Origin of the sequence: Enterobacter sp. PTB (genome assembly GCF_051130085.1) — a bacterium.
GTDB lineage: Bacteria > Pseudomonadota > Gammaproteobacteria > Enterobacterales > Enterobacteriaceae > Enterobacter > Enterobacter ludwigii.
The window spans coordinates 154779-179139 of sequence record NZ_JBDKEE010000010.1; the positions used below are offsets into that span (position 1 = coordinate 154779).

26 protein-coding genes, 1 tRNA gene and 1 pseudogene are annotated in these 24361 nt (G+C 55.2%); 14 read left to right on the top strand and 14 right to left on the bottom strand.

Annotation, left to right across the window (positions count from 1 at the left end):
- The 5 genes from AAIR21_RS14585 to AAIR21_RS14605 all read left to right on the top strand — a co-directional run bounded on the left by AAIR21_RS14585 (position 1) and on the right by AAIR21_RS14605 (position 3018).
- Entirely contained in the window at positions 1–567 is a 567-nt protein-coding gene (locus tag AAIR21_RS14585) for a YggT family protein (RefSeq protein WP_014171570.1), read from the top strand.
- On the top strand, positions 564–860 hold the full coding sequence (gene yggU, locus AAIR21_RS14590; protein WP_014885193.1) for a DUF167 family protein YggU: 297 nt from the start codon (positions 564–566) through the stop codon (positions 858–860). The genes AAIR21_RS14585 and yggU overlap by 4 nt, the downstream gene beginning before the upstream one ends.
- Before the next feature lie 3 nt (positions 861–863).
- Positions 864–1457, top strand: coding sequence for an XTP/dITP diphosphatase (locus tag AAIR21_RS14595; protein WP_020883692.1), 594 nt, complete (start codon positions 864–866; stop codon positions 1455–1457).
- Positions 1450–2592, top strand: coding sequence for a radical SAM family heme chaperone HemW (gene hemW, locus AAIR21_RS14600; protein ID WP_020883691.1), 1143 nt, complete (start codon positions 1450–1452; stop codon positions 2590–2592). Before AAIR21_RS14595 ends, hemW begins: the two co-directional genes overlap by 8 nt.
- Positions 2593–2655: 63 nt before the next feature.
- Complete coding sequence (locus AAIR21_RS14605) at positions 2656–3018, top strand: endonuclease domain-containing protein (RefSeq protein WP_020883690.1); 363 nt, start codon at positions 2656–2658, stop codon at positions 3016–3018.
- Positions 3019–3079: 61 nt separating this feature from the next.
- Here the strand turns inward: AAIR21_RS14605 and AAIR21_RS14610 are convergent, their stop codons facing one another.
- The 3 genes from AAIR21_RS14610 to trmB are packed head-to-tail and all read right to left on the bottom strand — an operon-like array spanning position 3080 to position 4898.
- Positions 3080–3796 (bottom strand): DUF2884 domain-containing protein, encoded by a 717-nt coding sequence (locus tag AAIR21_RS14610; protein WP_020883689.1) that lies wholly within the window; start codon positions 3794–3796, stop codon positions 3080–3082.
- Between the two features lie 56 nt (positions 3797–3852).
- A complete protein-coding gene (locus AAIR21_RS14615) occupies positions 3853–4179 on the bottom strand; it encodes a YggL family protein (RefSeq protein ID WP_020883688.1) in 327 nt (108 codons plus the stop codon).
- Positions 4179–4898 (bottom strand): tRNA (guanosine(46)-N7)-methyltransferase TrmB, encoded by a 720-nt coding sequence (gene trmB, locus AAIR21_RS14620; RefSeq protein ID WP_020883687.1) that lies wholly within the window; start codon positions 4896–4898, stop codon positions 4179–4181. Before trmB ends, AAIR21_RS14615 begins: the two co-directional genes overlap by 1 nt.
- A gap of 144 nt (positions 4899–5042) precedes the next feature.
- Here trmB and mutY point away from each other — a divergent pair, with 144 nt between their 5' ends.
- The 4 genes from mutY (at position 5043) to AAIR21_RS14640 (ending at position 9028) form a co-directional block, all read left to right on the top strand.
- Entirely contained in the window at positions 5043–6095 is a 1053-nt protein-coding gene (gene mutY, locus AAIR21_RS14625; RefSeq protein ID WP_169809773.1) for an A/G-specific adenine glycosylase, read from the top strand.
- Positions 6096–6121: 26 nt separating this feature from the next.
- On the top strand, positions 6122–6394 hold the full coding sequence (locus tag AAIR21_RS14630; protein WP_013098674.1) for an oxidative damage protection protein: 273 nt from the start codon (positions 6122–6124) through the stop codon (positions 6392–6394).
- A 56-nt stretch (positions 6395–6450) separates the two neighbouring features.
- On the top strand, positions 6451–7527 hold the full coding sequence (mltC, locus tag AAIR21_RS14635) for a membrane-bound lytic murein transglycosylase MltC (RefSeq protein WP_025203253.1): 1077 nt from the start codon (positions 6451–6453) through the stop codon (positions 7525–7527).
- A gap of 244 nt (positions 7528–7771) precedes the next feature.
- Positions 7772–9028: a nucleoside permease gene (locus tag AAIR21_RS14640; protein WP_020883685.1), complete on the top strand. Its 1257-nt coding sequence runs from the start codon at positions 7772–7774 to the stop codon at positions 9026–9028.
- Positions 9029–9046: 18 nt separating this feature from the next.
- On the opposite strand, the gene citG is transcribed toward AAIR21_RS14640, so the two are convergent.
- Genes citG through AAIR21_RS14680 form a run of 8 tightly spaced genes read right to left on the bottom strand, consistent with a single transcriptional unit; the run spans position 9047 to position 16364 of the window.
- The gene (gene citG, locus AAIR21_RS14645) at positions 9047–9856 is read right to left on the bottom strand and encodes a triphosphoribosyl-dephospho-CoA synthase CitG (RefSeq protein ID WP_079231686.1); all 810 of its coding nucleotides are present in this window, start codon (positions 9854–9856) and stop codon (positions 9047–9049) included.
- Positions 9834–10373, bottom strand: coding sequence for a citrate lyase holo-[acyl-carrier protein] synthase (gene citX / locus AAIR21_RS14650; RefSeq protein ID WP_079231685.1), 540 nt, complete (start codon positions 10371–10373; stop codon positions 9834–9836). Before citX ends, citG begins: the two co-directional genes overlap by 23 nt.
- A 2-nt stretch (positions 10374–10375) precedes the next feature.
- Positions 10376–11893: a citrate lyase subunit alpha gene (citF, locus tag AAIR21_RS14655; RefSeq protein ID WP_079231684.1), complete on the bottom strand. Its 1518-nt coding sequence runs from the start codon at positions 11891–11893 to the stop codon at positions 10376–10378.
- A 10-nt stretch (positions 11894–11903) separates the two neighbouring features.
- Positions 11904–12779 carry a citrate (pro-3S)-lyase subunit beta gene (citE, locus tag AAIR21_RS14660; protein WP_014171585.1) on the bottom strand — a complete coding sequence of 292 codons (876 nt, stop codon included), beginning with the start codon at positions 12777–12779 and terminating at the stop codon, positions 11904–11906.
- Complete coding sequence (citD, locus tag AAIR21_RS14665; protein WP_020883681.1) at positions 12776–13069, bottom strand: citrate lyase acyl carrier protein; 294 nt, start codon at positions 13067–13069, stop codon at positions 12776–12778. Before citD ends, citE begins: the two co-directional genes overlap by 4 nt.
- Positions 13070–13085: 16 nt before the next feature.
- On the bottom strand, positions 13086–14111 hold the full coding sequence (citC, locus tag AAIR21_RS14670; RefSeq protein WP_079231683.1) for a [citrate (pro-3S)-lyase] ligase: 1026 nt from the start codon (positions 14109–14111) through the stop codon (positions 13086–13088).
- A gap of 10 nt (positions 14112–14121) precedes the next feature.
- Positions 14122–14985 (bottom strand): fumarylacetoacetate hydrolase family protein, encoded by an 864-nt coding sequence (locus AAIR21_RS14675; protein WP_014171588.1) that lies wholly within the window; start codon positions 14983–14985, stop codon positions 14122–14124.
- Positions 14986–15002: 17 nt separating this feature from the next.
- Positions 15003–16364 (bottom strand): 2-hydroxycarboxylate transporter family protein, encoded by a 1362-nt coding sequence (locus AAIR21_RS14680; RefSeq protein ID WP_014171589.1) that lies wholly within the window; start codon positions 16362–16364, stop codon positions 15003–15005.
- A gap of 345 nt (positions 16365–16709) precedes the next feature.
- On the opposite strand from AAIR21_RS14680, the gene AAIR21_RS14685 reads away from it, so the two are divergent.
- The gene (locus AAIR21_RS14685) at positions 16710–18335 is read left to right on the top strand and encodes an ATP-binding protein (protein ID WP_025203246.1); all 1626 of its coding nucleotides are present in this window, start codon (positions 16710–16712) and stop codon (positions 18333–18335) included.
- The gene (locus AAIR21_RS14690; protein ID WP_014171591.1) at positions 18325–19017 is read left to right on the top strand and encodes a response regulator; all 693 of its coding nucleotides are present in this window, start codon (positions 18325–18327) and stop codon (positions 19015–19017) included. The genes AAIR21_RS14685 and AAIR21_RS14690 overlap by 11 nt, the downstream gene beginning before the upstream one ends.
- A gap of 50 nt (positions 19018–19067) precedes the next feature.
- Here the strand turns inward: AAIR21_RS14690 and AAIR21_RS14695 are convergent, their stop codons facing one another.
- Positions 19068–21203, bottom strand: a complete 2136-nt coding sequence (locus AAIR21_RS14695) for an ornithine decarboxylase (RefSeq protein ID WP_025203245.1) — start codon at positions 21201–21203, stop codon at positions 19068–19070.
- Between the two features lie 255 nt (positions 21204–21458).
- Between AAIR21_RS14695 and AAIR21_RS14700 the strand changes: the two genes are divergently transcribed.
- The 3 genes from AAIR21_RS14700 to AAIR21_RS14710 all read left to right on the top strand — a co-directional run bounded on the left by AAIR21_RS14700 (position 21459) and on the right by AAIR21_RS14710 (position 23800).
- On the top strand, positions 21459–22172 hold the full coding sequence (locus AAIR21_RS14700; RefSeq protein ID WP_025203244.1) for a DUF554 domain-containing protein: 714 nt from the start codon (positions 21459–21461) through the stop codon (positions 22170–22172).
- Between the two features lie 95 nt (positions 22173–22267).
- Positions 22268–22343 (top strand) — tRNA-Phe (locus tag AAIR21_RS14705).
- Positions 22344–22540: 197 nt separating this feature from the next.
- Positions 22541–23800, top strand: a complete 1260-nt coding sequence (locus AAIR21_RS14710; protein ID WP_434681363.1) for a tyrosine-type recombinase/integrase — start codon at positions 22541–22543, stop codon at positions 23798–23800.
- A 172-nt stretch (positions 23801–23972) separates the two neighbouring features.
- On the opposite strand, the pseudogene AAIR21_RS14715 reads toward AAIR21_RS14710, so the two are convergent.
- Positions 23973–24212: pseudogene (locus AAIR21_RS14715) on the bottom strand (cyclic nucleotide-binding domain-containing protein); the annotation flags it as partial.
- A gap of 18 nt (positions 24213–24230) precedes the next feature.
- A partial coding sequence (locus AAIR21_RS14720; RefSeq protein WP_434681369.1) for a Dabb family protein occupies positions 24231–24361 on the bottom strand: 131 nt, incomplete at its 5' end.

Below are 24361 nucleotides of genomic sequence, written 5' to 3' on the forward strand. Positions count from 1 at the left end.
ATGAAGACGTTGACTTTCCTGCTTTCAACGGTCATTGAGCTGTATACGATGGCGCTGTTACTGCGCGTCTGGATGCAGTGGGCCCGCTGTGATTTTTACAATCCGTTCTCGCAGTTTGTCGTGAAAATCACGCAACCTATCGTAGGACCGCTGCGTCGCGTCATTCCGGCGATGGGCCCCATTGACAGTGCTTCTCTGCTGGTCGCGTTTATTCTGAGCGTTATCAAAGCGATTGTGCTGTTTATGGTTATCACCTTCCAGCCGATAATCTGGATTGCCGCTGTTCTGATCCTGATAAAAACCGTCGGTCTGCTGATCTTCTGGGTACTGCTGGTCATGGCGATCATGAGCTGGGTGAGCCAGGGCCGTAGCCCGGTGGAGTACGCGTTAATTCAGCTGGCTGAACCGCTGCTGCGTCCAATCCGTAACCTGCTTCCGTCTATGGGCGGCATCGATTTCTCTCCGATGATCCTGGTTCTGCTGCTGTACGTCGTGAATATGGGGATCGCTGAGCTGTTACAGTCCACGGGCGATATGCTGCTGCCGGGGCTGTGGATGGCGCTATGAGTGCAGTGAGCACCTGCGCTGACGGGCTGGTTTTACGGCTGTATATTCAGCCGAAAGCCAGCCGTGACAGTATTGTTGGACTGCATGGCGACGAGCTAAAAGTCGCCATCACTGCCCCACCGGTTGATGGCCAGGCGAATGCGCATCTGACCAAATATCTGGCAAAACAGTTTCGTGTCGCCAAAAGCCAGGTGATCATCGAGAAAGGTGAACTTGGGCGGCATAAACAGGTAAAAATTCTCAACCCGCAATCTATCCCGACGGAAGTCGCGGCGCTGACAGAGCAGGATTAAACCATGCAGAAAGTTGTTCTCGCTACCGGTAACGCCGGTAAAGTGCGCGAGCTGGCCTCGCTATTAAATGATTTTGGACTGGATGTCGTTGCACAGACCGAACTGGGTGTGGATTCCGCCGAAGAGACAGGGCTGACGTTTATCGAAAACGCGATCCTGAAAGCGCGCCATGCCGCACAGATTGCCGGTTTGCCCGCGATTGCCGACGACTCCGGTCTGGCGGTAGATGCCCTTGGCGGTGCGCCGGGTATCTACTCCGCACGCTATTCAGGTATCGATGCCACCGACCAGCAGAATCTGGAAAAGCTGCTTGTCGCGCTGAAAGACGTGCCAGATGATAAACGCCAGGCTCAGTTCCACTGCGTACTGGTCTATCTGCGTCATGCCGAAGACCCTACACCAGTCGTCTGCCACGGCAGCTGGCCGGGTGTGATTACCCGTGAAGCGGCAGGCAGTGGTGGCTTTGGCTACGACCCGGTTTTCTTTGTCCCGTCTGAGGGCAAAACCGCTGCGGAACTGTCCCGCGAAGAGAAAAGCGCGATTTCCCACCGTGGACGCGCCCTGAAACTGTTACTGGAAGCACTGCGTAATGGCTAATTTGCCGCCTCTGAGTCTTTATATTCACATCCCGTGGTGCGTGCAGAAATGCCCGTACTGCGATTTCAACTCGCACGCGCTGAAAGGTGAAGTGCCGCATGATGACTACGTTGCGCATCTGCTGGCCGACCTCGATGCCGATGTACCTTACGCACAGGGACGTGAAGTTAAGACCATTTTCATTGGTGGCGGTACGCCGAGCCTGCTTTCTGGCCCGGCGATGCAAACGCTGCTGGACGGCGTGCGTGCGCGCCTGAACCTGGCCGCGGATGCTGAAATAACAATGGAAGCCAACCCCGGCACCGTTGAAGCCGACCGTTTTGTCGATTATCAACGTGCAGGCGTAAACCGCATCTCGATCGGTGTCCAGAGCTTTAGCGAGCCGAAGCTGAAACGTCTGGGGCGCATTCACGGCCCGGAAGAGGCAAAGCGCGCGGCAAACCTGGCCACTGGCTTAGGCCTGCGCAGCTTTAACCTGGATTTGATGCACGGCCTGCCGGACCAGTCGCTGGAGGAAGCGCTGGACGATCTGCGTCAGGCGATCGCGCTTAACCCACCGCATCTCTCCTGGTATCAGTTGACTATTGAGCCAAACACGCTGTTTGGTTCCCGTCCGCCGGTGCTGCCGGATGATGACGCCCTGTGGGATATCTTTGAGCAAGGTCATCAGCTTTTGACCGCGGCAGGGTATCAGCAATACGAAACCTCCGCATACGCGAAGCCGGGTTACCAGTGTCAGCACAACCTGAACTACTGGCGCTTTGGTGATTATCTGGGGATTGGCTGTGGCGCACACGGTAAAGTGACCTTCCCTGACGGGCGCATCCTGCGTACCGCCAAAACGCGTCATCCGCGTGGTTACATGGAAGGCCGCTACCTTGAACGTCAGCATGATGTTGAGGCGGCGGATAAACCGTTTGAGTTCTTTATGAACCGCTTCCGCTTGCTGGAACCCGCACCACGTGCGGAGTTTGCGCGTTATACCGGATTGCCGGAAGCCACGATTCGTCCGCAGATTGACGAGGCGCTGGCGCAGGGATATCTCACCGAGTGTGAGGATTACTGGCAAATCACCGAGCACGGCAAACTGTTTTTAAACTCCCTGCTTGAGTTGTTCCTCGCAGATGATTCCTGAAGGCTTATTCAGGATTTTGCACCCCATTCTGCCGGCTGAGGAAAAGGCTGGCAGAGTGTGGGGATGGATATTACTCGTACTTATGCAAAACAGCTCAAACGGGAGCTGACAAAAGAAGAAAGACGGCTTTGGTATCTACTGCGCAGCCGCCGCTTCGAAAATTATAAATTTCGTCGACAACATCCTGTAGATCACTACATTCTGGATTTCGCCTGCTGTGCGGCTCATCTGGCTATTGAACTGGATGGCGGGCAACATGATGAAAAGCAGGAATACGATCGTCAAAGAACGTGCTGGCTTAACGAGAAAGGCTGGTATGTCATTCGATTTTGGAACAACGAACTCTGGAATAACGAAGAAGCGGTGTTAGAAAAGATCCTTGAAACACTGCAAATGCTGCAACCCTCACCCCGGCCCTCTCCCTGAAAGGGAGAGGGCGCAAACCATCCCCTCGCCCCTTTGGGGAGAGGGTTAGGGTGAGGGGAAATTACTTCAGCGTTCCCACCAGCGCCTTGCGGCTATCTTCCAGCGACACCACGCGCTTACAGACGTCTTTGCCGAACTGCTGGAAATCGTCTTCCTGGTTCTTCCACTCGTTCTGAATCGAGGTCTGCAGCCCACCCAAACTACCGAGCACGCCCTGCAGTGGGTTACCGCCGCCTTTCAGCACCGCTTTAGCCCCCATCTCGTTAATACTGTCCTGCAGGATGCCACCCATTGCCTGGTTCACCAGCTGCTGACCGTCGGCACGAACCTGATCGATTGCCTTGTAATGGAACGTCAGGCCGTCGGAGCGATGCTCAATAATGCGGTTCATCTGCTCTTTCAGCTGTTTGTCGAGCTTCGTCAGGCGGGTGCGCATGTTACTGCTCTCTCCCACCTCTTTGGTGATGATCTTATCCAGCGCGACGCGGCTCTTCTCTACGCGCGTCAGGGCACCTTCATCAATCCACGGCAGCGCGGTACGCAAATCGGCCTGGTAGTCTTTCGCCTGCTCACGCTGAGCGGGGGTCAGGTTGTACTGTTTACCGTTAAATGTGACGTTCCCGTCCGGCGTAATCACCAGATGACCGTTCTCGCCTTTGACCTGCACGGTTTGCGGGCTTAACACCACGTCATCACGCGGGGTGACGCTACATTTATACTCCGCATGAGCGGTGAATCCGGTTGCCATTAAGGCAACAGCCAGCAACGTTTTGCGCATCTTAAACACTCCCTCAGACAAAATGGGCCAGCTAATGCTGGCCCCTTACTGCTTAATTAGTCCCACCAAACGTCAAAAAGTTCGCTGACGCGGACATCTTCCAGTTTGTGGTCTTCAAGCCATTTGCGCACAAGCGCCTGATGTTCTTCGGTGCATTTACCGACTTCCTGGGTGCAGATCAGACCTTCCCATGCCAGGTAACCGCTACCATCAAAGGCCAGCTTGTTTGGCTCGATCACTTCATTAATGAACGCATCTACGTCCTGATCGATCTGGTCTACGCTGGTGCCTTCCGGGAAACGCCACGCAACGGAGAAGCCCACTTCCTGGAATTCTTCGATGTGCATTTTTTTACGCAGACGACGGCTACGATTCTTTGCCATTATTTCACCCTCTCGAACATTAAGTCCCATACGCCGTGACCAAGACGATGGCCACGCTGTTCAAATTTTGTCACCGGACGTGAATCCGGACGCGGTACATAGTCGTTGCTTGCAGACTGGTTTTTATACCCGTCCAGAGACGACATGACTTCCAGCATATGTTCCGCATAAGGTTCCCAGTCGGTCGCCATATGGAAGACACCGCCCAGTTTCAGCTTACTTTTTACCAGCTCAGCAAACGGCGCCTGAACGATACGGCGTTTATTATGCCGTGCTTTGTGCCACGGGTCAGGGAAAAAGAGCTGAACCATGGTCAAAGAATTGTCAGGAATCATTTTGTGCAGCACTTCAACCGCGTCGTGACACATAACGCGCAGGTTCTCAACGCCCTCTTCATGAGCCGTTGCCAGACATGCGCCTACGCCTGGTGAGTGCACCTCAATGCCGAGGAAATTTTGCTCCGGGCGCGCGTGGGCCATGGTAACCAGTGAAGACCCCATACCGAAGCCAATCTCCAGTGTTACCGGCGCGTCGCGGCCAAACAGCTCGGTAAAGTCCAGAGGCTGCTCGCTGAACTCAACGCCCATCACCGGCCAGTAGTTGTCCAGCGCATGTTGCTGCCCTTTGGTCAGGCGACCCTGACGGCGGACAAAGCTGCGAATACGGCGCAGCGGGCGACCGTTTTCATCAAATTCCGGTGAAATGACGTCGTTTTTCATAAAAGAGTTGTCTGCTTGTGAGAATGTTCGGGAAACGGGCATTATCCAAAGTTAAGGCTTCTATGCAAGCATGGGAAAGATCCGGTTTACAGCAGATTGACGCTGTGCTGCAATCGGCGTCCCTGATTATGCGAATCGATGACCATGCAAGCCTCTCAATTTTCAGCCCAGGTGCTGGACTGGTACGACAAATACGGGCGTAAAACCCTGCCCTGGCAAATTGAAAAAACGCCTTACAAAGTATGGCTCTCCGAAGTGATGTTGCAACAAACGCAGGTTGCCACGGTGATTCCTTACTTCGAGCGCTTTATGGCACGTTTCCCAACGGTGACCGACCTGGCCAATGCGCCATTAGACGAGGTGCTGCACCTGTGGACCGGTCTCGGTTACTACGCCCGTGCGCGCAATTTGCATAAAGCCGCGCAGCAGGTGGCGACCCGACACCACGGCACATTTCCGGAAACCTTCGATGAAGTGGCCGATTTGCCCGGCGTCGGACGTTCAACCGCTGGCGCAATCCTCTCCCTGTCTTTAGGTAAACATTTCCCGATCCTCGACGGCAACGTGAAGCGCGTCCTCGCACGATGCTATGCCGTTGACGGCTGGCCGGGAAAAAAAGAGGTCGAAAAACGGCTGTGGGAGATCAGCGAAGCGGTTACCCCGGCAAAAGGCGTGGAGCGCTTTAACCAGGCGATGATGGACCTGGGGGCCATGGTCTGCACGCGATCAAAACCGAAATGCGAACTTTGCCCGGTCAATAATCTCTGCGTGGCTTATGCGAACCACGCATGGGCGCAGTATCCGGGCAAAAAGCCAAAGCAGACGCTGCCAGAGCGCACCGGCTACATGCTGTTGATGCAGCATGGCGATGGCGTCTTTCTGGCGCAGCGGCCGCCGAGCGGCCTGTGGGGTGGTCTATACTGCTTCCCACAGTTTGAAGATGAAGAATTGTTACGGGAATGGCTTAAACAGCGCGGCATCGCTGCCGATAACCTGACGCAGCTGACCGCGTTTCGTCATACCTTTAGCCATTTCCATCTGGATATTGTACCGATGTGGCTTCCCGTGTCCTCAATCACCGCCTGCATGGATGAAGGAACGGCTCTCTGGTATAACTTAGCGCAACCGCCATCAGTCGGGCTGGCGGCTCCCGTGGAGCGCCTGTTACAGCAATTACGTGCCGGTGCAATGGTTTAGCATCAGCCACCAACAGAGGAATGAGTATGGCCAGAACTATTTTTTGTACTTTCCTGCAGCGTGACGCTGAAGGCCAGGATTTCCAGCTTTATCCGGGCGAACTGGGTAAGCGCATCTATAACGAAATTTCCAAAGAAGCCTGGGGACAGTGGCAGAAAAAACAGACCATGCTGATCAACGAGAAGAAACTCAGCATGATGAACCCGGAGCACCGCAAACTGCTTGAGCAGGAGATGGTGAACTTCCTGTTCGAAGGCAAAGACGTCCACATCGAAGGCTATACGCCGCCGGAAAAATAACAGCGTGCGGGGGCAACTCCGCCGTACAAGCAAACACAACACGCACTCCCGGAATGATGAAAAAATTTTTAGCGCTAGCCCTTGTTGCGCCGTTGCTTGTCTCTTGTTCTTCCAAAAAAGGCGATGATTACAACGAAGCCTGGATAAAGGACACCAACGGTTTTGACATTTTGATGGGGCAGTTTGCCCATAACATCGAAAATATATGGGGATTTAACGAAGTTCTTATTGCCGGACCTAAGGACTACGTTAAGTACACCGACGCCTATCAGACCCGTAGCCACATCAACTTTGATGAGGGGACTATCACGGTTGAAACCATCGCAGGCACCGAACCTGCCGCACGGTTACGTCAGGCGATCGTGAAAACCTTGCTGATGGGTGATGATCCAGGCTCAATCGATCTCTACTCCGACGCCGATGACATCACCATCTCCAAAGAACCGTTCCTGTACGGCCAGGTTGTCGATCAGACCGGACAGGCCATCCGCTGGGAAGGGCGTGCCACAAAATTTGCCGATTATCTGCTGCAGACGCGCCTGAAAAGCCGCTCTAACGGCCTGAAGATCATCTACAGCGTCACCATCAACCTCGTGCCGAACCACCTCGACAAACGTGCGCATAAGTACATTGGCATGGTGCGTCAGGCCTCGCGTAAGTACGGCGTGGATGAGTCGCTGATCCTGGCGATCATGCAGACCGAATCGTCGTTTAACCCGTACGCGGTAAGCCGTTCCGACGCGCTGGGGCTGATGCAGGTCGTGCAGCACAGCGCAGGTAAAGACGTCTTCCGCGCTCAGGGTAAATCCGGTACGCCGAGCCGCAGTTATCTGTTCGATCCGCAAAGCAACATTGATACCGGTACCGCCTACCTGGCGATGCTCAACAATGTCTACCTGGGTGGAATTGATAACCCGACATCACGTCGCTATGCGGTGATCACCGCGTATAACGGCGGTGCGGGCAGCGTCCTGCGCGTCTTCTCGAGTGACAAAGTGCAGGCGGCAAATATCATCAACAGTATGGCGCCGGGGGATGTCTATTCCACGCTCACCACCCGACACCCGTCTGCGGAATCCCGTCGTTATCTGTATAAAGTGAACACGGCGCAAAAAAACTACCGTCGACGCTAAACCCTTTACTCTGCCCTCTTCCTGTGGGAGAGGGCCAGGTGAGGACATCAGACCGCGCCCTCCCCGCTCCCACCCATACGAAAATGTTATTTGCATCACAATCCAAACTGCAAATTAATGTGGATTGCATTTTTTTGCGGGAGGTAACAAAACATAACCTCGCCTGCTGATAGAATTGCATCAAATAACAACCCTGAATGTTCCTATAACAACATATCTCCCGCTCACTTGTGAGGAAAGTAACATGAACCTTAAGCTGCAGCTTAAAATATTGTCGTTTCTGCAGTTCTGCCTGTGGGGTAGCTGGCTGACTACACTCGGCTCCTATATGTTTGTGACGCTCAAGTTCGATGGTGCGTCTATCGGTGCCGTCTACAGCTCGCTCGGTATTGCGGCTGTCTTTATGCCAACGCTGCTGGGTATCGTGGCGGATAAATGGTTAAGTGCGAAATGGCTGTACATGCTTTGCCATCTGGTGGGTGCGGGGACGCTGTTTATGGCAGCCCAGGTCACCACGCCGGGGGCGATGTTCATGGTGATCCTGTTTAACTCGCTGGCCTACATGCCAACGCTTGGCCTGATCAACACCATCTCCTACTACCGCCTGAAATCTGCCGGTATGGAAATCGTCACCGATTTCCCGCCAATCCGTATCTGGGGCACCATCGGCTTTATCATGGCAATGTGGGGCGTGAGCTTCGCAGGCTTCGAACTGAGCCATATGCAGCTCTACATCGGGGCGGCACTCTCCGTGGTGCTGGCGCTGTTCACCCTGACCCTGCCGCATATTCCGGTGTCTAACCAGCAGAAAAACCAAAGCTGGAGCACCATGCTCGGTCTGGACGCCTTTGCGCTGTTTAAAAACAAACGCATGGCGATCTTCTTTATCTTCTCCATGCTGCTGGGTGCGGAACTGCAGATCACCAACATGTTCGGCAACACCTTCCTGCACAGCTTCGACAATAACCCGCTGTTCTCTGGCAGCTTTATCGTTGAACATGCGTCAGTGATGATGTCCATCTCTCAGATCTCTGAGACGCTGTTCATCCTGACCATCCCGTTCTTCCTGAGCCGCTACGGCATCAAGAACGTCATGCTGATCAGTATCGCTGCATGGATGTTGCGCTTCGGTCTGTTTGCCTACGGCGACCCAAGCCCGTTCGGTACCGTGCTGCTGGTTCTGTCGATGATTGTTTACGGCTGCGCCTTCGACTTCTTCAACATCTCTGGTTCGGTGTTTGTGGAAAAAGAGGTGAAACCTGAAATCCGCGCCAGTGCTCAGGGTATGTTCCTGATGATGACCAACGGCTTCGGCTGTATTCTGGGCGGTGTGGTGAGCGGTAAAGTGGTTGAGATGTACACCACTAACGGCATCACCAACTGGCAGCCCGTGTGGCTTATCTTCGCCGCGTACTCGTTGGTACTGTTCTTCGCGTTTATCGCACTGTTCAAGTACAAGCACGTACGCGAACCGCACGCTGCGCAGCCTATCGCGCATTAATGATGATCCCCTCTCCTTTCAGGAGAGGGGTAATTTCGCCAGCACCCATCCTACCGACAATAAATCCGCACTGCCCCCCGGGCTTAAATTCCGTTCAATGAGCGCATTGTCCATCTGTATTAATGCATCACGATCCCAGCCACGCGTCAGTAATGCCCGCGCATAACCCTGCACATAGCGCAGCCCTTCCATACCGCCGCGCGACACCAGGTTACTGTCCTGATTCATCGCCATCAGGCGCAGCAGCAGGTCATGCAGCGCGTGCCCGTTCCATTGCGCCAGCGCTGCACGCACCGTAGCAAAACCGCTTTCCGCTTCGCCCCGCGCGCCGGTTAACCCATACCGCTGAAACTGCCGCTCCCCTGCCGTCGCCTGTCCACTGCGCGCTGCCAGCTCACGCGCTACCAGCCCGCGACAGAGGTGACTCACCTCACTACAAAGGCTCTCAGCCGTGGCGTGTTTCACACGTCCGGCGGCAAAGCACAGCAAACCGAGGGCAAAAATGCCGCCTTTATGCGTATTCACCCCGCACGTTGCAGCGTACATTGCCTGTTCACAGGCAATGCCCATCGGGCGAATGATCCGTAATTGTTCCGCCGCGGGTTTATCCGCATGGGTATGACCCAGTTCTGCAAAGCGCGCAAACCACGGGGTGATGGCCGCAATACTGCGGGCAAACAGCGCATGGTCCATATCGCGGTGTGCACCGTTGTTGAGCTTATCGACCAGACCCGGCTTGGGCGTCAACGTCAGCTCCTGCCATAACGCCTCTTCGGCGAGCCCTGGCACATCGCATGGCTGCGGGTTAGTCGCGAGCAAACCAGTCATCGATCATCTTCTCCACGCGAGCCACCACCTGCTCTACAGGATGCTCACGCGAACGGGAACAGGCGTGGGCAGGCTCATCACATAGCAGACAGCGCCGGAGGTGTGCCCCTAAAGACTGCCGCCCCACATGCCCCTGTGCCGGGCAGATCACATCCAAATCCCACAGCCTGCCGAGCGGGTGAGTCTGCTCCAGATCCGTACAGTGCGCTTTGATTTCCGCCGCCGGATGCGCCACGCACCAGATTGCTTCTGGCCCGGTGGGCAGCCACAGCACCTGGCGGTCCAGCACCTGCCAGCGGTTTTCCCACAGCAGCTGGTCGCACATCTGCAATGCCACGCCCATCGTATTGCGATAGCGCAGGCTGTCTTTGATCTCCCCGGGGGTGACGAGCGTGAGAGAAATCACCGGTTGTTGATAGTGCGTGAGCCAGTCAGTCTGGCGTGCTGCACGGCGCTCTTTCGCCGCCAGCAGCTCCTCCAGGCTGACACCCGCCCGCACGGGTGTCGCTACAGTCATCATTACTCCTTCACCTGTCGAACGGTGTCGATGACGCTGCCGTCGCGGTAGCGGATCACACCGACGATTTTGTCGGTAAACTCAATGGGTTTTGGTACGCCGGTCAGTGATATCGCCCGCTCGAAAAGCGCGTTGATATCGACAACGTTGAGGCCTGCGGCAAGCAGTCGTTCGCGGATTTCCGGGCGTGCCGGGTTAACCGCGATGCCGTGATCGGTAACCAGCACGTCGATGCTCTCCCCGGGCGTCAGCCGGGTGGTCACCCGCTTCACGACGGTTGGAATACGGCTACGCAGCAGGGGGGCGACCACGATGGTCAGGTTTGCCGCCGCGGCCACATCACAATGTCCGCCGGATGCCCCACGCATTACGCCGTCAGAGCCGGTAATAACATTGACGTTAAAATCGACGTCAATTTCCAGGGCGCTGAGGATCACCACATCAAGCTGGTCGCAGCTTGCTGCCTTGCTGCCGGGGTTGGCATAAACGTTGGTGGAGATCTCCACATGATTCGGATTTCGTGCCAGCGAGGCCGCGGCCTCGCCGTCGAAACACTGGGTATCGAGCAGCTTTTCGATCAGGCCTTTCTCGTGCAGATCCACCAGGCTGCCGGTAATGCCCCCGAGCGCGAAGCGCGCCTTCACGCCGCTGCGCTCCATTTTCTCCTCCATAAAGCGGGTACAGGCGGTAGCCGCCGCACCGGAGCCGGTCTGCATGGAAAAACCGGGTTTGAAATAGCCTGAATGTTCAATCACATCCGCCGCGTAGCGGGCAATCATCAGCTCACGCGGATTACTGGTCACGCGAGCTGCACCGACGCTGATTTTCGCCGGGTCACCCACGCTCTCCACCTGCACAATGTAATCCACCTGATCCTGCACCAGGCTGGCGGGCATATTCGGGAACGGCACCAGTTCTTCGGTCAGCAGCACCACCTTGCGGGCGAAATGCGCGTCCACCATTGCATAGCCAAGCGAGCCGCAGCACGATTTCCCGTGCGTGCCGTTGGCGTTGCCAAATTCATCGCTGCACGGCACGCCAAGAAACGCCACGTCAATATTCAGCTCGCCGTCCTGCAACAGCTTCACGCGCCCGCCGTGGGAGTGAATTTGTACCGGCTCGGCCATCAACCCGTGTGAGATAGCGTCCGCCAGCTTGCCCCGCATACCGGAGGTGTAAATCCGGGTGATAACGCCGCTTTCGATGTGTTCGATCAGCGCGTCGTTACAGGTCATCAGCGAGCTGGAAGCCAGCGTCAGGTTTTTAAAGCCCATACGCGCAAGCAGCGCCACGACGGTATTGATCACCCGGTCGCCTTCGCGAAACGCATGGTGGAAGGAGACGGTCATCCCGTCCTGTAACCCGCTGCGTAACACCGCCTCTTCGACCGAAGCACAGAGCTTACGGGTGTGTTTTTCGTCAGGGCTGTTCAGCCATGGCGTTGCGCTGTGGGCGGCATCAAACGGTTTTAAGTCCCGCAGATGGGGGAAATTCACATGGAGAAGTTCTGTCTGATTCATTGTGTAATCCTTAACGACGCACGCCGGAGGCCGCCGCGCGTTCCAGCACCATCTGCGCGTGGTTAATAATAGGGGCATCGACCATTTTGCCGTTGAGCGACACGACGCCCAGGCCGTTACGCTCCCCCTCTTCTGCCGCTTCAATCACCCGTTTCGCGTGATCCACTTCCTGCTGGGTTGGGGCATAGGCGTTATGTAACAGGTCAATCTGACGTGGGTTAATCAGCGATTTACCGTTAAAGCCCATCTTGCGGATCAAATCGACCTCGCGCAGGAAGCCGGCTTCATCGTTAACGTCCGACCACACCACGTCGAAAGCGTCGATACCCGCGGCGCGGGCGGCGTGCAGCACGGCACAGCGGGCATAAAACAGCTCAGTGCCATCCCCGCGTTCCGTCTGCATGTCCATCACATAGTCAAAGGCGGCCAGCGCGATCCCGATTAAGCGCGGAGAACTGCGGGCAATGGCCACGGCGTTAATCACCCCAATCGCCGATTCAATAGCCGCCATGACGCGGGTCGAGCCCGGCTCGCGCCCGCATTCACGCTCGATACGCGCCAGATGCCCTTCCAGCTCATCGATATCCTCCGGGGTGTCGGTTTTCGGCAATCGAATCACGTCCACCCCTGCCCGCACGGCGGCTTCCAGATCCAGCAAGCCAAACGGCGTGCTCAGCGGGTTAATGCGCACCACGGTTTCGATATCCTGATACATCGGGTGCTGCAGGGCATGAAACACCAGCATGCGCGCGGTATCCTTCTCGCGCAGGGCGACGGCGTCTTCAAGGTCAAACATGATGGAGTCCGGGCGGTAGATAAATGCCGTAGAGAGCATGGCGGCGTTTGCGCCCGGCAGGAACAGCATACTGCGGCGGAGTTTGCTCATTTCAGCGCCCCCCAGTTAAGTGTTGGCTCATCGGCTGCGCGCAGGAGCGCGCTTTGCAGGCGGGCGCGGATCACACAGTCCAGCGCCCCTTTGTCTTCAACAATAATTAATCCCTGGTGCACGTTCATGGCGCGCAATGTGTCGTTAACGACCTGGCGAATATGTTCGCCAAACTGCTTAATCACTTCACTGTGGATGATAATTTCCAGCTCACCCTGAGCGGGGGCAATTTTTACCATCAGGTCGCTGGACTCCTGCGTACCGGCCAGCGCCTCCCTTACAATTTTCATGATAAATTCCTGATAGTTATGCGACTTCCGCACTCGCACGGTAATGCGTTTCGAGGTGCGCGAAGGTGGAGTCCGGGACAATCTCCCGGATCCGGGAAAACTGCTGTGTCTTAAGCAAGCGGCGGACTTCCGACGCGGAAATAGCGTTGCCGGTGACCTTGATGCGCGGCATTTCCACCACGTCAATCTGTGAGGCCAGCAGGTCGTGCAGGGTCTGGTTGTACTGGCGGGTGATATCGCAAAACGGCTCCGAGCCGATAAAGCGATGCGTAATACCCAGCGCCGGGGCGATGAAGTCCCGAAAGATCAGCACATCGATTTCGCTCCACGCCTGCTGTACTTTGCCGGTCTCTTTCAGGAAGTAGGCCGGGAACGTGGCGCGGGAGATGATGTACTGCGATCCTTCATGCACAATCACGTTCGGCAGATGCGCCACGCCCGCCCGTACCATCTCTAGCCGGGCGCTGAACGGGAAGAACGAGGCATCCTCGCGCACCACAAACAGATGCAGCGCATCGCACTGCCCCGCGGCCTGCTCGACCAGATGCCGGTGGCCGAGGGTAAACGGATTCGCATTCATCACGATCGCGCCAATCTTCTTCCCGGCCTTGCGCTGACACTTGAGCGCGCGGCAGTAGCGCTGGATCCCCTGCGGGGTGTTCTCCATCAGCACCGCGTTGTTCCCGCTCTGGGCAATCGGCCAGAAGCCGCTGCGGCCAAAGCGATCCTTGTTGCACGGACGGGTGCAGAGGAAGAGGTGAAAATGGCCGCGCTCCAGCGCCGCATTTTCCACCTCTGCCAGCAACCGTGCGCTGAGGTTCTCCCCACGAAGCTGCTCGTTTACCGCCACGCACTTGATGACGTTAGCGGCAAGCCCGGCACAACCCACCAGCTGCGTGCCGGACCAGGCTTCGACAAACAGCGTGATGTCGTTGTCCAGGCCAAGGCCGCTGTCTGCCAGCAGGTAACGGATCTGGCTTAAGCGTTCCGGGTGTTTCGCCACAAGGGTGTGGCGAAAATCGATAGTGGGTTGACTGTTCATGCCGTTTTACTCAGTGTGCTGCCGCAAGCCCGGTGGCGGGCGCTTCCATGATCACATTGCTCAGATGACCGATATGCTCGATCTCCACCTCAATGCGATCGCCCTCTTTCATGAACAGCGGCGGGTTGCGCTTTTTGCCGACGCCGCCAGGGGAGCCGGTGATGATCACATCGCCCGGGCTGAGGCGGGTAAAGGTGCTGATGTATTCGATAAGCTCCGCGACCTTGTGGATCATGCTGCTGGTGTTGTCTTCCTGCACCATACGGCCGTTAAGCCAGGTGCGGATCGCCAGCTGGTGCGGGTCCGGGATCTCATCAGCCGTCGCCATCCACGGGCCAAACGCTCCGGTCTGACGCCAGTTCTTGCCTGCCGTAAACCAGGTGTGCTGCCAGTCGCGGGCGGAGCCGTCCATATAGCAGCTGTAACCTGCCACATGGCGCAGCGCCTCATCACGGCTGATGTTCTCTCCGGCTTTGCCGATAATGACCGCCAGCTCTCCTTCGTAGTCGAATTCACTGGAGTGACGCGGCTTCAGAACCGGTTCGTTGTGGCCGGTCTGTGAATCCGGGAAGCGGACAAACAGCGTCGGCGCCGGGTTGTGCTGGTCAAACTCTTTGCGTTTGTCGGCGTAGTTCATGCCCACGCAGAGGATTTTTTCCGGCTGCTCAATCACCGGTAAGAAGGTGATGGCATTCAGAGGGACATCCACGGCGTCGTTGAGATAACGGGTGGCCTCGGCCAGCCCGTTGCCCTGCAGCAGCGCTTTGAGGTCGCTGTAGCGGTCGCCGAGACGGCGACCTAAATCAATCACACCTTCGGCCTGAACGATGCCGTAGCTGCGTGTTCCCTGGTATAAAAAGCTTGCGAGTTTCATTGTTCTTTCCTGAAAACTTAAACGAGGAAGTTGCCCAGTATCAGCAGAGAGATAGAGACGTTAATCGCGCCGCCGATACGGGTAGCAATCTGGGCGAAGGGCATCAGGCTCATACGGTTGCCTGCGGTCAGAATCGCCACATCACCGGTACCGCCCTGACCGCTCTGGCAGCAGGAGACGATGGCGACATCAATCGGGTGCATGCCAATCTTTTTGCCCACGAAGAAACCGGTCGCCACCAGCGCGGAGACGGTGCTGACAATCACCAGCAGGTTGGTCAGCGTGAATGCGGCGACCAGCTCATGCCAGGGGGTAATGGCCACGCCCACGGCGAAGAGAATGGGGTAGGTTACTGACGTCTGGAAGAATTTATACACCACCTGAGAACCTTCCAGCAGACGTGGAGAAGCACCATTGCAAAGCTTGACCAGCACCGCCATAAACAGCATGCCAACCGGCGCAGGCAGGCCAATCAGCTTGTGGCCGAGCATCCCCAGCATGTAGAGCAGAACGGCCAGCAGTGCGCCAGAAGCGATCGTGGTGACGTCTGCTTTACCGGAGAACGCAGGCTGTGCGGTGGTTTCATCAGTATTCGCACGGTTAGGCATCAGCTGGCCTTCGCCGGTCAGGTGCGGGTAACGTTTACCGAGCTGATTGAGGCAGCCGGAGATGATGATTGCCGTCAGGCCGCCGAGCATAACCATAGGCAGAACGCGACCGAGCGCCACGCCCTGGTCCATATGCAGCAGGGTGGCATAGCCGATGGAGAGCGGGATCGCCCCTTCCCCAACACCGCCCGCCATGATCGGCAGAATGATAAAGAAGAAGATCTGGAATGGCTCAAGGCCCAGCGCTATCCCTACGCCCATGCCAACAATCATGCCGACAATTTCGCCGCACAGCATCGGGAAGAAGATGCGCAGGAAGCCCTGAATCAGCACGGTGCGGTTCATGCTCATGATGCTGCCGACAATGATGCAGCAGATGTAGAGATACAGAATGTTGGTGGATTTGTAGAACTTCGTGGTGGACTCCACCACCACATCCGGCAGCAGACCGTAATAGACCAGTGCCGAAGGAATAAAGGTGGCGCAAATCGCCGCCGCGCCGAGTTTACCGACAATCGGCAGGCGCTTGCCAAACTCACCGCAGGCAAAGCCGAAGAACGCGAGCGTGGCGACCATCACCACGATATCGCTGGGCAGTTTGCCGCCGAGGCAATCAATGGCAATCAGCGCGCCAGCCAGGACAAACAGTGGCAGAGGGATAATTCCGATTTTCCACGTATCCATAATATGCCACCAGCGCTCTTTGAGTGATGGTCGCTGAATATCAATCGGGTCGTGGGTAACAGAGAAAGAATCGTCAGTTGTGCTCATAATAAGCCCCTTAGTTATTTTGTGCGTTCAGCTTAGAGTCACAAAGGCTTACTTTATGTGAGGGATGGCATATTAAAAGCGAAGTTTTTATGGCAGCTATGGTTTTAATGGTTTCTTTTATTTAATGTGATTTACGCCTTATTTATTGCCGTGGTTTTTATGGTTTCTTTTCTAAAACGAACAATCAAATAACATTTCTCCAGACGGCTTCAGGCGCATAGGGTATTCGGAAAATTCTTTTACAGGGCCTGCTGTGCAAGGGATCACAAGTTTTCGGCAAACCGGGCATCCGCGCGAAAAAAGATGATATATTGGCAATCTTTGCTGCTACCTCGCGTGATAGTTATGAAAGTATCGTTTCAGATTAAGCTGTTTATTTCGCTGGTCGCCTTTTTCTCAGTACTTTTTGCGTTACTGGGCGGATATTATTACGTCGATGTCGGAAAGCAGCTTTATCAGGAAATGAGTGCGCGAGCCAAAATACAGGCGGAAGAGATCGCACTTATTCCCTCATTACGTGATGAGGTTGAACAAAAAGATATCAAAGCCATCCATGATTTTATGCAGAAAATTGCCGCTCACAGTGATGCCAGCTTTATTGTGATTGGGGATAATAAAGGTCTGCATCTTTTTCATTCGGTCTTTGCCGACAGAGTGGGCAAGACGCTTATCGGTGGAGACAATGAGGAGGTCCTGCAGGGAAAAAGCACCACCACCATCCGCAAAGGGGGGTTGGGTATTTCGCTGCGCAGCAAAGCGCCCATCTTCAACGATGCGGGGCAAGTGGTAGGGATTGTCTCGGTGGGTTATCTCACCAGCTACCTTGATACCATTACCGTCAGCAAAGTGGTCAATATCCTGCTGGCCGCCGTGCTGCTGTTGATTGCGCTCTTTATCTTCTCCTGGTTCTTTACCCGCAGTATCAAGAAGCAGATCTTCTCCCTGGAGCCACGGGAAATCGGCCTGCTGGTGCGCCAGCAAAAGGCGATGATGGAGTCTATCTATGAAGGGGTGATCGCCATTGATGATGAGCTGCGCATCGAGGTAATAAACCAGGCGGCACGCAAGCTGCTTGGCCTGAGCCAGCCAGCCCGTGAACTGCGCGGGCAGCTGATTAGCCAGGTTATCGACCCTGTCCCGTTCTTCTCGACGCAGACGATGCTGGCGAAAGATACCCATGATGAAATTTGCCGTTTTAACACCCTCACGGTGATTGCCAGCCGGGTGCGCATCATGCTTGAGGATTCGCTGCAGGGCTGGGTGATCACCTTCCGCGATCGGAATGAAATTGACTCGCTTAGCGCCCAGCTCAGCCAGGTTAAACGCTATGTCGATAACCTGCGCATCATGCGTCATGAGCAGTTGAACCGCATGACCACTCTGTCCGGCCTGCTGCACATGGGCCGCTATGAAGAGGCGATTGGCTATATTCAGGCGCAGTCGGAACACGCTCAGGAGCTGCTGGACTTTATCTCTTCCCGCTTCAGCTCCCCGACCCTGTGTGGCCTGCTGCTGGGTAAAGCCGCCCGCGCGCGGGAGAAAGGGGTCGAGCTCAGTTTTGACCCGGCCTGCCGGCTGGACAGGCCGTTCCCGTCGCTGGCTGAAGAAGAGCTGATCTCAATCATCGGCAACCTGCTGGATAACGCCATCGAAGCGACGCAGCGCTCACCGCTTCCCCATGCACCGGTCGAAGTGCTGATCAAACTGAGCGAGCAGGAGCTGATTATCGAAGTGGCCGACCAGGGCGTTGGCATCAAACCGGAGATCCGTGACAGGATATTTGAACGCGGCATCACCACCAAAACACGCGGCGATCACGGGATTGGCCTGTATCTGATCGAAAGCTATGTTACACAGGCTGGCGGCGCGATAGAAATTGCCGATAACACCCCGCGCGGCGCCATTTTCTCACTGTTTATTCCCGCCCGGCGTCCCGCCCAGCAACTGGAAGATACCGACTATGCAACATGAACTTATCGACGTATTGATTGTTGAAGACGAGAACGAACTGGCGCAACTGCACGCGGAACTTATCGGTAAACATCCGCGCCTGAGGCTGGTAGGGATCGCCTCGTCTCTCGCTGCCGCCCAGGTCCAGCTTGAAAGCAAACAGCCGCAGCTTATGCTGCTGGATAACTATCTGCCGGACGGTAAAGGGATCACACTGATCAATGACCCCATGCTCACCCGCGCCAACTGTTCGGTAATTTTCATTACTGCTGCCAGCGACATGGACACCTGCAGCCAGGCCATCCGGAATGGCGCCTTTGATTACATCCTGAAGCCGGTCTCCTGGAAACGCCTCAGCCAGTCGCTTGAACGCTTTGTGCAGTTTGCCGAACAACAGCGGGTCTGGAAGATTGTCGACCAGCAGAACGTCGACTCGCTCTACCAGCTGCAGGCGAAAAACTACCGTCTGGATAACGGCAGCAAAGGCATTGAGGAGAATACGCTGGCACGGGTGCAGGCGTTGTTTAACGACAAGGCGACACACTGTTTTTCCGTCGACGAGGTCGTGCAGGAGACAGGATTAAGTAAAACCACCACCCGACGCTATCTGGAGCACTGCGTGGAGGCGGGGTTTCTGAGCGTAGAGATGTTGTACGGGAAGATTGGGCATCCGCGGAGGATGTATAAGAGAAGTGCGGTGTGAGCCCTGACCCTCTCTTTAGGGGAGAGGGCCGGGATTACGGATGACGGCGACTATGACAAAACATACCCGTACAGTCGCTTAATCCCATCGGGATCCTTTTCGCTGTAAACGCCCTGCAGTTCCGGCGAGAAGCCTGGCAGCAGGTTGATGCCCTCCTCCAGCGCCAGGAAGTAACGCTGTACCGCCCCGCCCCAGATTTCACCCGGCACCACGCACAGTACGCCAGGGGGATACGGCAGCGCGCCCTCGGCGGCAATGCGTCCGCCGGCATCACGGATGCGCACCAACTCCACCTTCCCGCGAATATACGCCTGATTCGCATCCTGCGGATTCATCGCCCGTTCTGGCAAACTCTCTTTACGGAACATTGCCTTCTGCAGATCTTTCACGTCAAAGCTCACGTAGAGATCGTGCATCTCCTGGCAGAGCTGGCGAAGGGTGTAATCGCGATACCGTACCGGGTATTTCTGGTAGATGGTCGGCAGGACGTCAGCAAGCGGCGTATCGTCTTCAATATGCTGTTCAAACTGACCCAGCATTGCCACCAGCTGCGCCAGCTTCTCACTGCTTTCGGCAGGCGTCAGCAGGAAGAGGATCGAGTTGAGATCGCACTTCTCCGGCACAATGCCGTTTTCACGCAGGTAGTGCGCAAGAATGGTCGCCGGAATGCCGAACTCGGTATATTCCCCGGTTTCCGCATCAATACCCGGCGTGGTCAGCAGCAGCTTGCACGGATCGACGAAATACTGCTCGCTGGCATAGCCTTCAAACCCGTGCCATTTAGCCCCCGGCTCAAAGCTGAAGAAGCGGCGCTCGCTGGCGATGGCGTGAGTGGGATGATCCTGCCACGGACGCCCGGCCACCATCGGCGGAATAAACGGTTTGATCATATGGCAGTTGGCAATGATCGCCTTGCGGGCCTCAATGCCCAGCTCAACACACTCCGCCCAAAGCCGGCGCCCGCTCTCCCCTTCATGGATTTTCGCGTTCACATCGAGAGCTGCGAACAGCGGATAGAACGGACTGGTCGAGGCATGGAGCATGAACGCATTGTTGAGGCGCTTGTGCGGACAGAAACGCGCCTGGCCGCGAATGTGATTATCCTTTTTATGGATCTGCGAAGTCTGCGAGAACCCGGCCTGCTGTTTATGCACCGACTGCGTCACGAAAATGCCCGGATCGTTCTCGTTCAGATCCAGTAACAGCGGAGAGGTTTCCGCCATCATCGGAATAAACTGCTCGTAGCCCACCCAGGCCGAATCAAACAGGATGTAGTCACAAAGATGGCCGATCTTGTCGATCACCTGACGGGCGTTGTAGATCGTGCCATCGTAGGTACCAAGCTGAATGATCGCCAGACGAAACGGGCGTTTCTCCATGGCCTTTTCCGGCGCAACTTCACGGATCTGATTTCGCAGGTACGCGTCGTCAAAGCACTGCGCGTCAATCCCGCCAATAAAACCAAACGGGTTACGCGCCGCTTCAAGATAAACCGGCGTGGCACCCGCCTGGATCAGCGCACCGTGGTGGTTGGACTTATGGTTGTTGCGATCGAACAGCACCAGGTCGCCGCGGGTCAGCAGCGCATTGGTGACCACCTTATTTGCAGCGGAGGTGCCGTTCAGCACAAAGTAGGTTTTATCAGCATTAAAGACTTTTGCTGCGAACTTCTGGGCATGCTTGGCGGAGCCTTCGTGGATCAGCAGATCGCCCAGTTTCACATCGGCATTGCACATATCGGCGCGAAATACGTTCTCGCCGAAGAATTCATAGAACTGCCGTCCCGCAGGGTGTTTTTTAAAAAATGCACCGTGCTGGTGTCCCGGACAGGCAAAAGTACTGTTGCCCATCGCCACGTACTGGCTCAGGGTGTCAAAAAATGGCGGCAACAGATTCTCTTCATACCGGCTGGCCGCCGTCTCCAGTTCCAGAAACTCCTGAGCTTTACCTGATATCACTGCCGTTGCGCCATCAGGAACGTCAGACGGCTCTTGCGAGTAAATAAACACCGGAAGCTGAAAGCCCGTGCGTTTAAGCAATGCCAGAATGCCGCTGCAACTTTCCGCGGGGGTAATGACGACTGCCGCCACATCCGTAAAATCAGTGTTATCCAGCGTCACCTTTTCGCGGTGCGTAGACACAGTAGAGACCAGCTCGCGGCTGACGGCGATTTTCATGGTTTTCATAAGTGCAGTTACCCTCACCGAACAGTGAGACAGGAGTAGATAATATCGATACGGGTGAGCGTTCGCGCAGCGACAGACAACATCATCATTGGCGGCTCCGTACACAGGAAGGAGAAATTTCGCGCAATCATGTCACCTTTTATTTTGAGGTGCAAGAAGCAATCAGTATGCGTTAACCCGCCTAAACCTAAGCTTAACAGGCCCCTGGCGTGTCATAATCCTGCAATACCCATGATTAACTAACAGGAGTTCACGGTGGTTATCGGACCCTTTATCAATGCCGGTGCCGTATTGCTGGGCGGCGTACTTGGCGCCGTATTAAGTCAGCGGTTGCCGGAGCGTATTCGCTCTTCCATGCCCTCAATATTCGGCCTGGCCTCGTTAGGTATCGGCATTTTGCTGGTGATTAAGTGCGCCAACCTGCCGGTGATGGTGCTTGCTACCCTGCTCGGCGCGCTCATTGGCGAGTTCTGCTATCTGGAAAAGGGTATTAACAATGCGGTCAGCAAAGCCAAAAACCTGATTGCCCACCCGGGCAAGGCGAAAAACGGCACTCACGAGTCGTTTATTCAGAACTACGTCGCGATAATTATTCTTTTTTGCGCCAGCGGCACAGGCATTTTCGGTTCAATGCAGGAAGGCATGACTGGCGACCCCAGCATATTGATTGCGAAGGCGTTTCTTGATTTCTTCACGGCCACCATTTTCGCCACGACCCTTGGCATCGCCGTCGCCGCGATTTGCGTGCCCATGCTGCTTATCCAGCTGGCCCTCGCTACCTGCGCCACGCTGATCCTTCCTCTCACCACGCCGGCGATGATGGCCGACTTCACCGCCGTCGGTGGCCTGCTGCTGCTGGCGACAGGGCTGCGGATATGCGGAATAAAGATGTTTGCGGTGGTGAATATGCTGCCCGCGCTGTTGATTGCAATGCCGCTATCTGCGCTCTGGACGCACTTTTTTGCTTAAGTTTACGGCGAACTGGTGAGAGAGTGTGCAGTCCGTTACGAAAACAACAAATTTCGTTGACGGCAGAGGGCATATCAGGTTTAATGCGCCCCGTTGCCCGGATAGCTCAGTCGGTAGAGCAGGGGATTGAAAATCCCCGTGTCCTTGGTTCGATTCCGAGTCCGGGCACCACCCTATTATCAATGGACGTCAACCGACGTCCATTTTTCTTTTCTAAGCCCGCGTATTACGAACCTTTTTCTCTACTGATGGTCAACTGGATTCAACCAGATTCACCCCACATCAATATCTTTTTCGAGGTACCAATCAAGGTATCTTAAGTTCGATAAAATCGGTACCTCAGAAAGGATGTGAAAGAGGCATATTTTATGGCACTGACTGATATTGCTGTCCGCAATGCAAAATGCCCTGCAGACAAAAAATTCATCAAAATCTACGATGCAGACAAACTCTATCTTTTCGTTTTCAGTACGGGCTCAAAACGCTGGCGCTTTCTGTATCACTTCAATGGCAAACCACAAACTTACCTTATCGGTCCCTATCCAGAAATTTCATTAGCAGAAGCACGACTCCGCCGTGACGATGCAAAAAGACAACTGGCGAACGGTATCGATCCTAATCAGGAAAAGAGGGACGAAAAGAAAGGACACACAAACATCCGCACGTTTGAGGCCGTTGCCCGTGAATGGCATAAGAGCAATCGTAAATGGAGTAAAGATCACGCCAAACGGATCCTCACTTCGCTGGAAACACATCTCTTCCCGACACTGGGTCAATCTGATATCACAAAGCTGAATACCCGTGATTTGCTGGCACCGGTTAAGGTTGTTGAAGCCAGGGATAATATTGATACCGCAGGACGACTTCAGAGCCGTATTACCAATATCATGCGCTTTGCTGTTCACAACGCCTATATCAACTATAACCCTGCGCTGGACATGAAGGGGGCGATCTCTTCGCAGAAAGCAGAACACCACCCTGCCCTGCCTTTTAACGGGGTTACTGACCTGCTGGAGAAAATTAACAACTATCGGGGACAACCGCTCACCATACTGGCAATCAGACTGGCGCTGCTCATCTTCATCCGTTCCAGTGAACTACGTTTTGCACGCTGGCCTGAAATAGACTTCAAACGCTCACTCTGGACACTTCCAGACAAGCGTGAAGAGATTTCCGGGGTCAGGTTCTCAACTCGCGGTGCAAAAATGTACACACCACATCTGATCCCATTGAGTAAGCAGGCCATAGAGATTCTGACACAGATTCGCGAAATCAGTGGTGAGTTTGAGCTGGTTTTCACCGGCGCTCACAATCCCTATAAGCCGATGAGTGAAAACACCATCAACAAAGCACTGCGCAAGATGGGATTCGATACCAGAAGCGACATCTGCGGCCACGGCTTTCGTACCATGGCATGTAGTGCCATGATCGAATCAGGTCTGTGGTCAAAAGATGCCGTGGAGCGGCAGATGAGCCACAAGGAGCGCAATAACGTTCGTGCTGCTTATATCTATCTTGCAGAGCATCTTGATGAACGTAAGCAAATGATGCAATGGTGGGCAGATTATCTGGATGCAAACCGCGAGGGCTATGTAACACCTTATGAGTTCGCTCATCCTGAAGAGTAACCATACTCCAAAAAGAAAACCGAACGCTCAGCCTGGTCAGTTGACGGAAGCGGACTTTGTTCAGGCGTAAGTGCTCACTCATCACCTGGTAAACCTGTCGCCGTGCATCACACGAGTCCATAAACTCGCTTAGCGCTGTCGGGGGCAGGTGGTACACCGCGCAGTCGTCAATCACCTGCGCATACCCCCGGTGGCATTCGCCGGGCAGTTCATCCAGCCCAATATACTCACCCGGCAGATAAAAACCGGTTATCTGCTCGTCCCCGTTAGCGTTGAGATAAAATGTTTTGACCGCACCGAATTTAATCAGCCAGAGTCCGCTGCACTTATCACCGGCACGCCACAGGTACTGCTTTTTACCGTATCGCCTGGACGGTCTCTGCCTGATGGCATCCCGTAACAGATTTTTCATAGTCCGACCTGTAACAATTCACCCGCCAGTCACGTTTTCAGGTACCAGCGTAAAATCCAGCACGACAATATCCTGCAGTACCGGACGAAAGATTGATTTCAGCGCATCATGGGCCGGATGCGGCAGGTAGCGCTGACGGGCAGCCTCAT

Excerpts from the sequence above, each read along its gene's own strand:
- citE (WP_014171585.1), bottom strand. The coding sequence starts at position 12,779 with ATGAGCAAACTCCGCCGCAGTATGCTGTTCCTGCCGGGCGCAAACGCC.
- citF (WP_079231684.1), bottom strand. The coding sequence starts at position 11,893 with ATGAATCAGACAGAACTTCTCCATGTGAATTTCCCCCATCTGCGGGAC.
- citD (WP_020883681.1), bottom strand. The coding sequence starts at position 13,069 with ATGAAAATTGTAAGGGAGGCGCTGGCCGGTACGCAGGAGTCCAGCGAC.
- AAIR21_RS14605 (WP_020883690.1), top strand. The coding sequence starts at position 2,656 with ATGGATATTACTCGTACTTATGCAAAACAGCTCAAACGGGAGCTGACA.
- citX (WP_079231685.1), bottom strand. The coding sequence starts at position 10,373 with ATGACTGTAGCGACACCCGTGCGGGCGGGTGTCAGCCTGGAGGAGCTG.
- citG (WP_079231686.1), bottom strand. The coding sequence starts at position 9,856 with ATGACTGGTTTGCTCGCGACTAACCCGCAGCCATGCGATGTGCCAGGG.
- AAIR21_RS14675 (WP_014171588.1), bottom strand. The coding sequence starts at position 14,985 with ATGAAACTCGCAAGCTTTTTATACCAGGGAACACGCAGCTACGGCATC.
- AAIR21_RS14710 (WP_434681363.1), top strand. The coding sequence starts at position 22,541 with ATGGCACTGACTGATATTGCTGTCCGCAATGCAAAATGCCCTGCAGAC.
- AAIR21_RS14695 (WP_025203245.1), bottom strand. The coding sequence starts at position 21,203 with ATGAAAACCATGAAAATCGCCGTCAGCCGCGAGCTGGTCTCTACTGTG.
- AAIR21_RS14630 (WP_013098674.1), top strand. The coding sequence starts at position 6,122 with ATGGCCAGAACTATTTTTTGTACTTTCCTGCAGCGTGACGCTGAAGGC.
- AAIR21_RS14640 (WP_020883685.1), top strand. The coding sequence starts at position 7,772 with ATGAACCTTAAGCTGCAGCTTAAAATATTGTCGTTTCTGCAGTTCTGC.
- AAIR21_RS14680 (WP_014171589.1), bottom strand. The coding sequence starts at position 16,364 with ATGAGCACAACTGACGATTCTTTCTCTGTTACCCACGACCCGATTGAT.
- AAIR21_RS14690 (WP_014171591.1), top strand. The coding sequence starts at position 18,325 with ATGCAACATGAACTTATCGACGTATTGATTGTTGAAGACGAGAACGAA.
- yggU (WP_014885193.1), top strand. The coding sequence starts at position 564 with ATGAGTGCAGTGAGCACCTGCGCTGACGGGCTGGTTTTACGGCTGTAT.
- trmB (WP_020883687.1), bottom strand. The coding sequence starts at position 4,898 with ATGAAAAACGACGTCATTTCACCGGAATTTGATGAAAACGGTCGCCCG.
- citC (WP_079231683.1), bottom strand. The coding sequence starts at position 14,111 with ATGAACAGTCAACCCACTATCGATTTTCGCCACACCCTTGTGGCGAAA.
- AAIR21_RS14610 (WP_020883689.1), bottom strand. The coding sequence starts at position 3,796 with ATGCGCAAAACGTTGCTGGCTGTTGCCTTAATGGCAACCGGATTCACC.
- AAIR21_RS14585 (WP_014171570.1), top strand. The coding sequence starts at position 1 with ATGAAGACGTTGACTTTCCTGCTTTCAACGGTCATTGAGCTGTATACG.
- AAIR21_RS14615 (WP_020883688.1), bottom strand. The coding sequence starts at position 4,179 with ATGGCAAAGAATCGTAGCCGTCGTCTGCGTAAAAAAATGCACATCGAA.
- AAIR21_RS14685 (WP_025203246.1), top strand. The coding sequence starts at position 16,710 with ATGAAAGTATCGTTTCAGATTAAGCTGTTTATTTCGCTGGTCGCCTTT.
- hemW (WP_020883691.1), top strand. The coding sequence starts at position 1,450 with ATGGCTAATTTGCCGCCTCTGAGTCTTTATATTCACATCCCGTGGTGC.
- mltC (WP_025203253.1), top strand. The coding sequence starts at position 6,451 with ATGAAAAAATTTTTAGCGCTAGCCCTTGTTGCGCCGTTGCTTGTCTCT.
- AAIR21_RS14595 (WP_020883692.1), top strand. The coding sequence starts at position 864 with ATGCAGAAAGTTGTTCTCGCTACCGGTAACGCCGGTAAAGTGCGCGAG.
- mutY (WP_169809773.1), top strand. The coding sequence starts at position 5,043 with ATGCAAGCCTCTCAATTTTCAGCCCAGGTGCTGGACTGGTACGACAAA.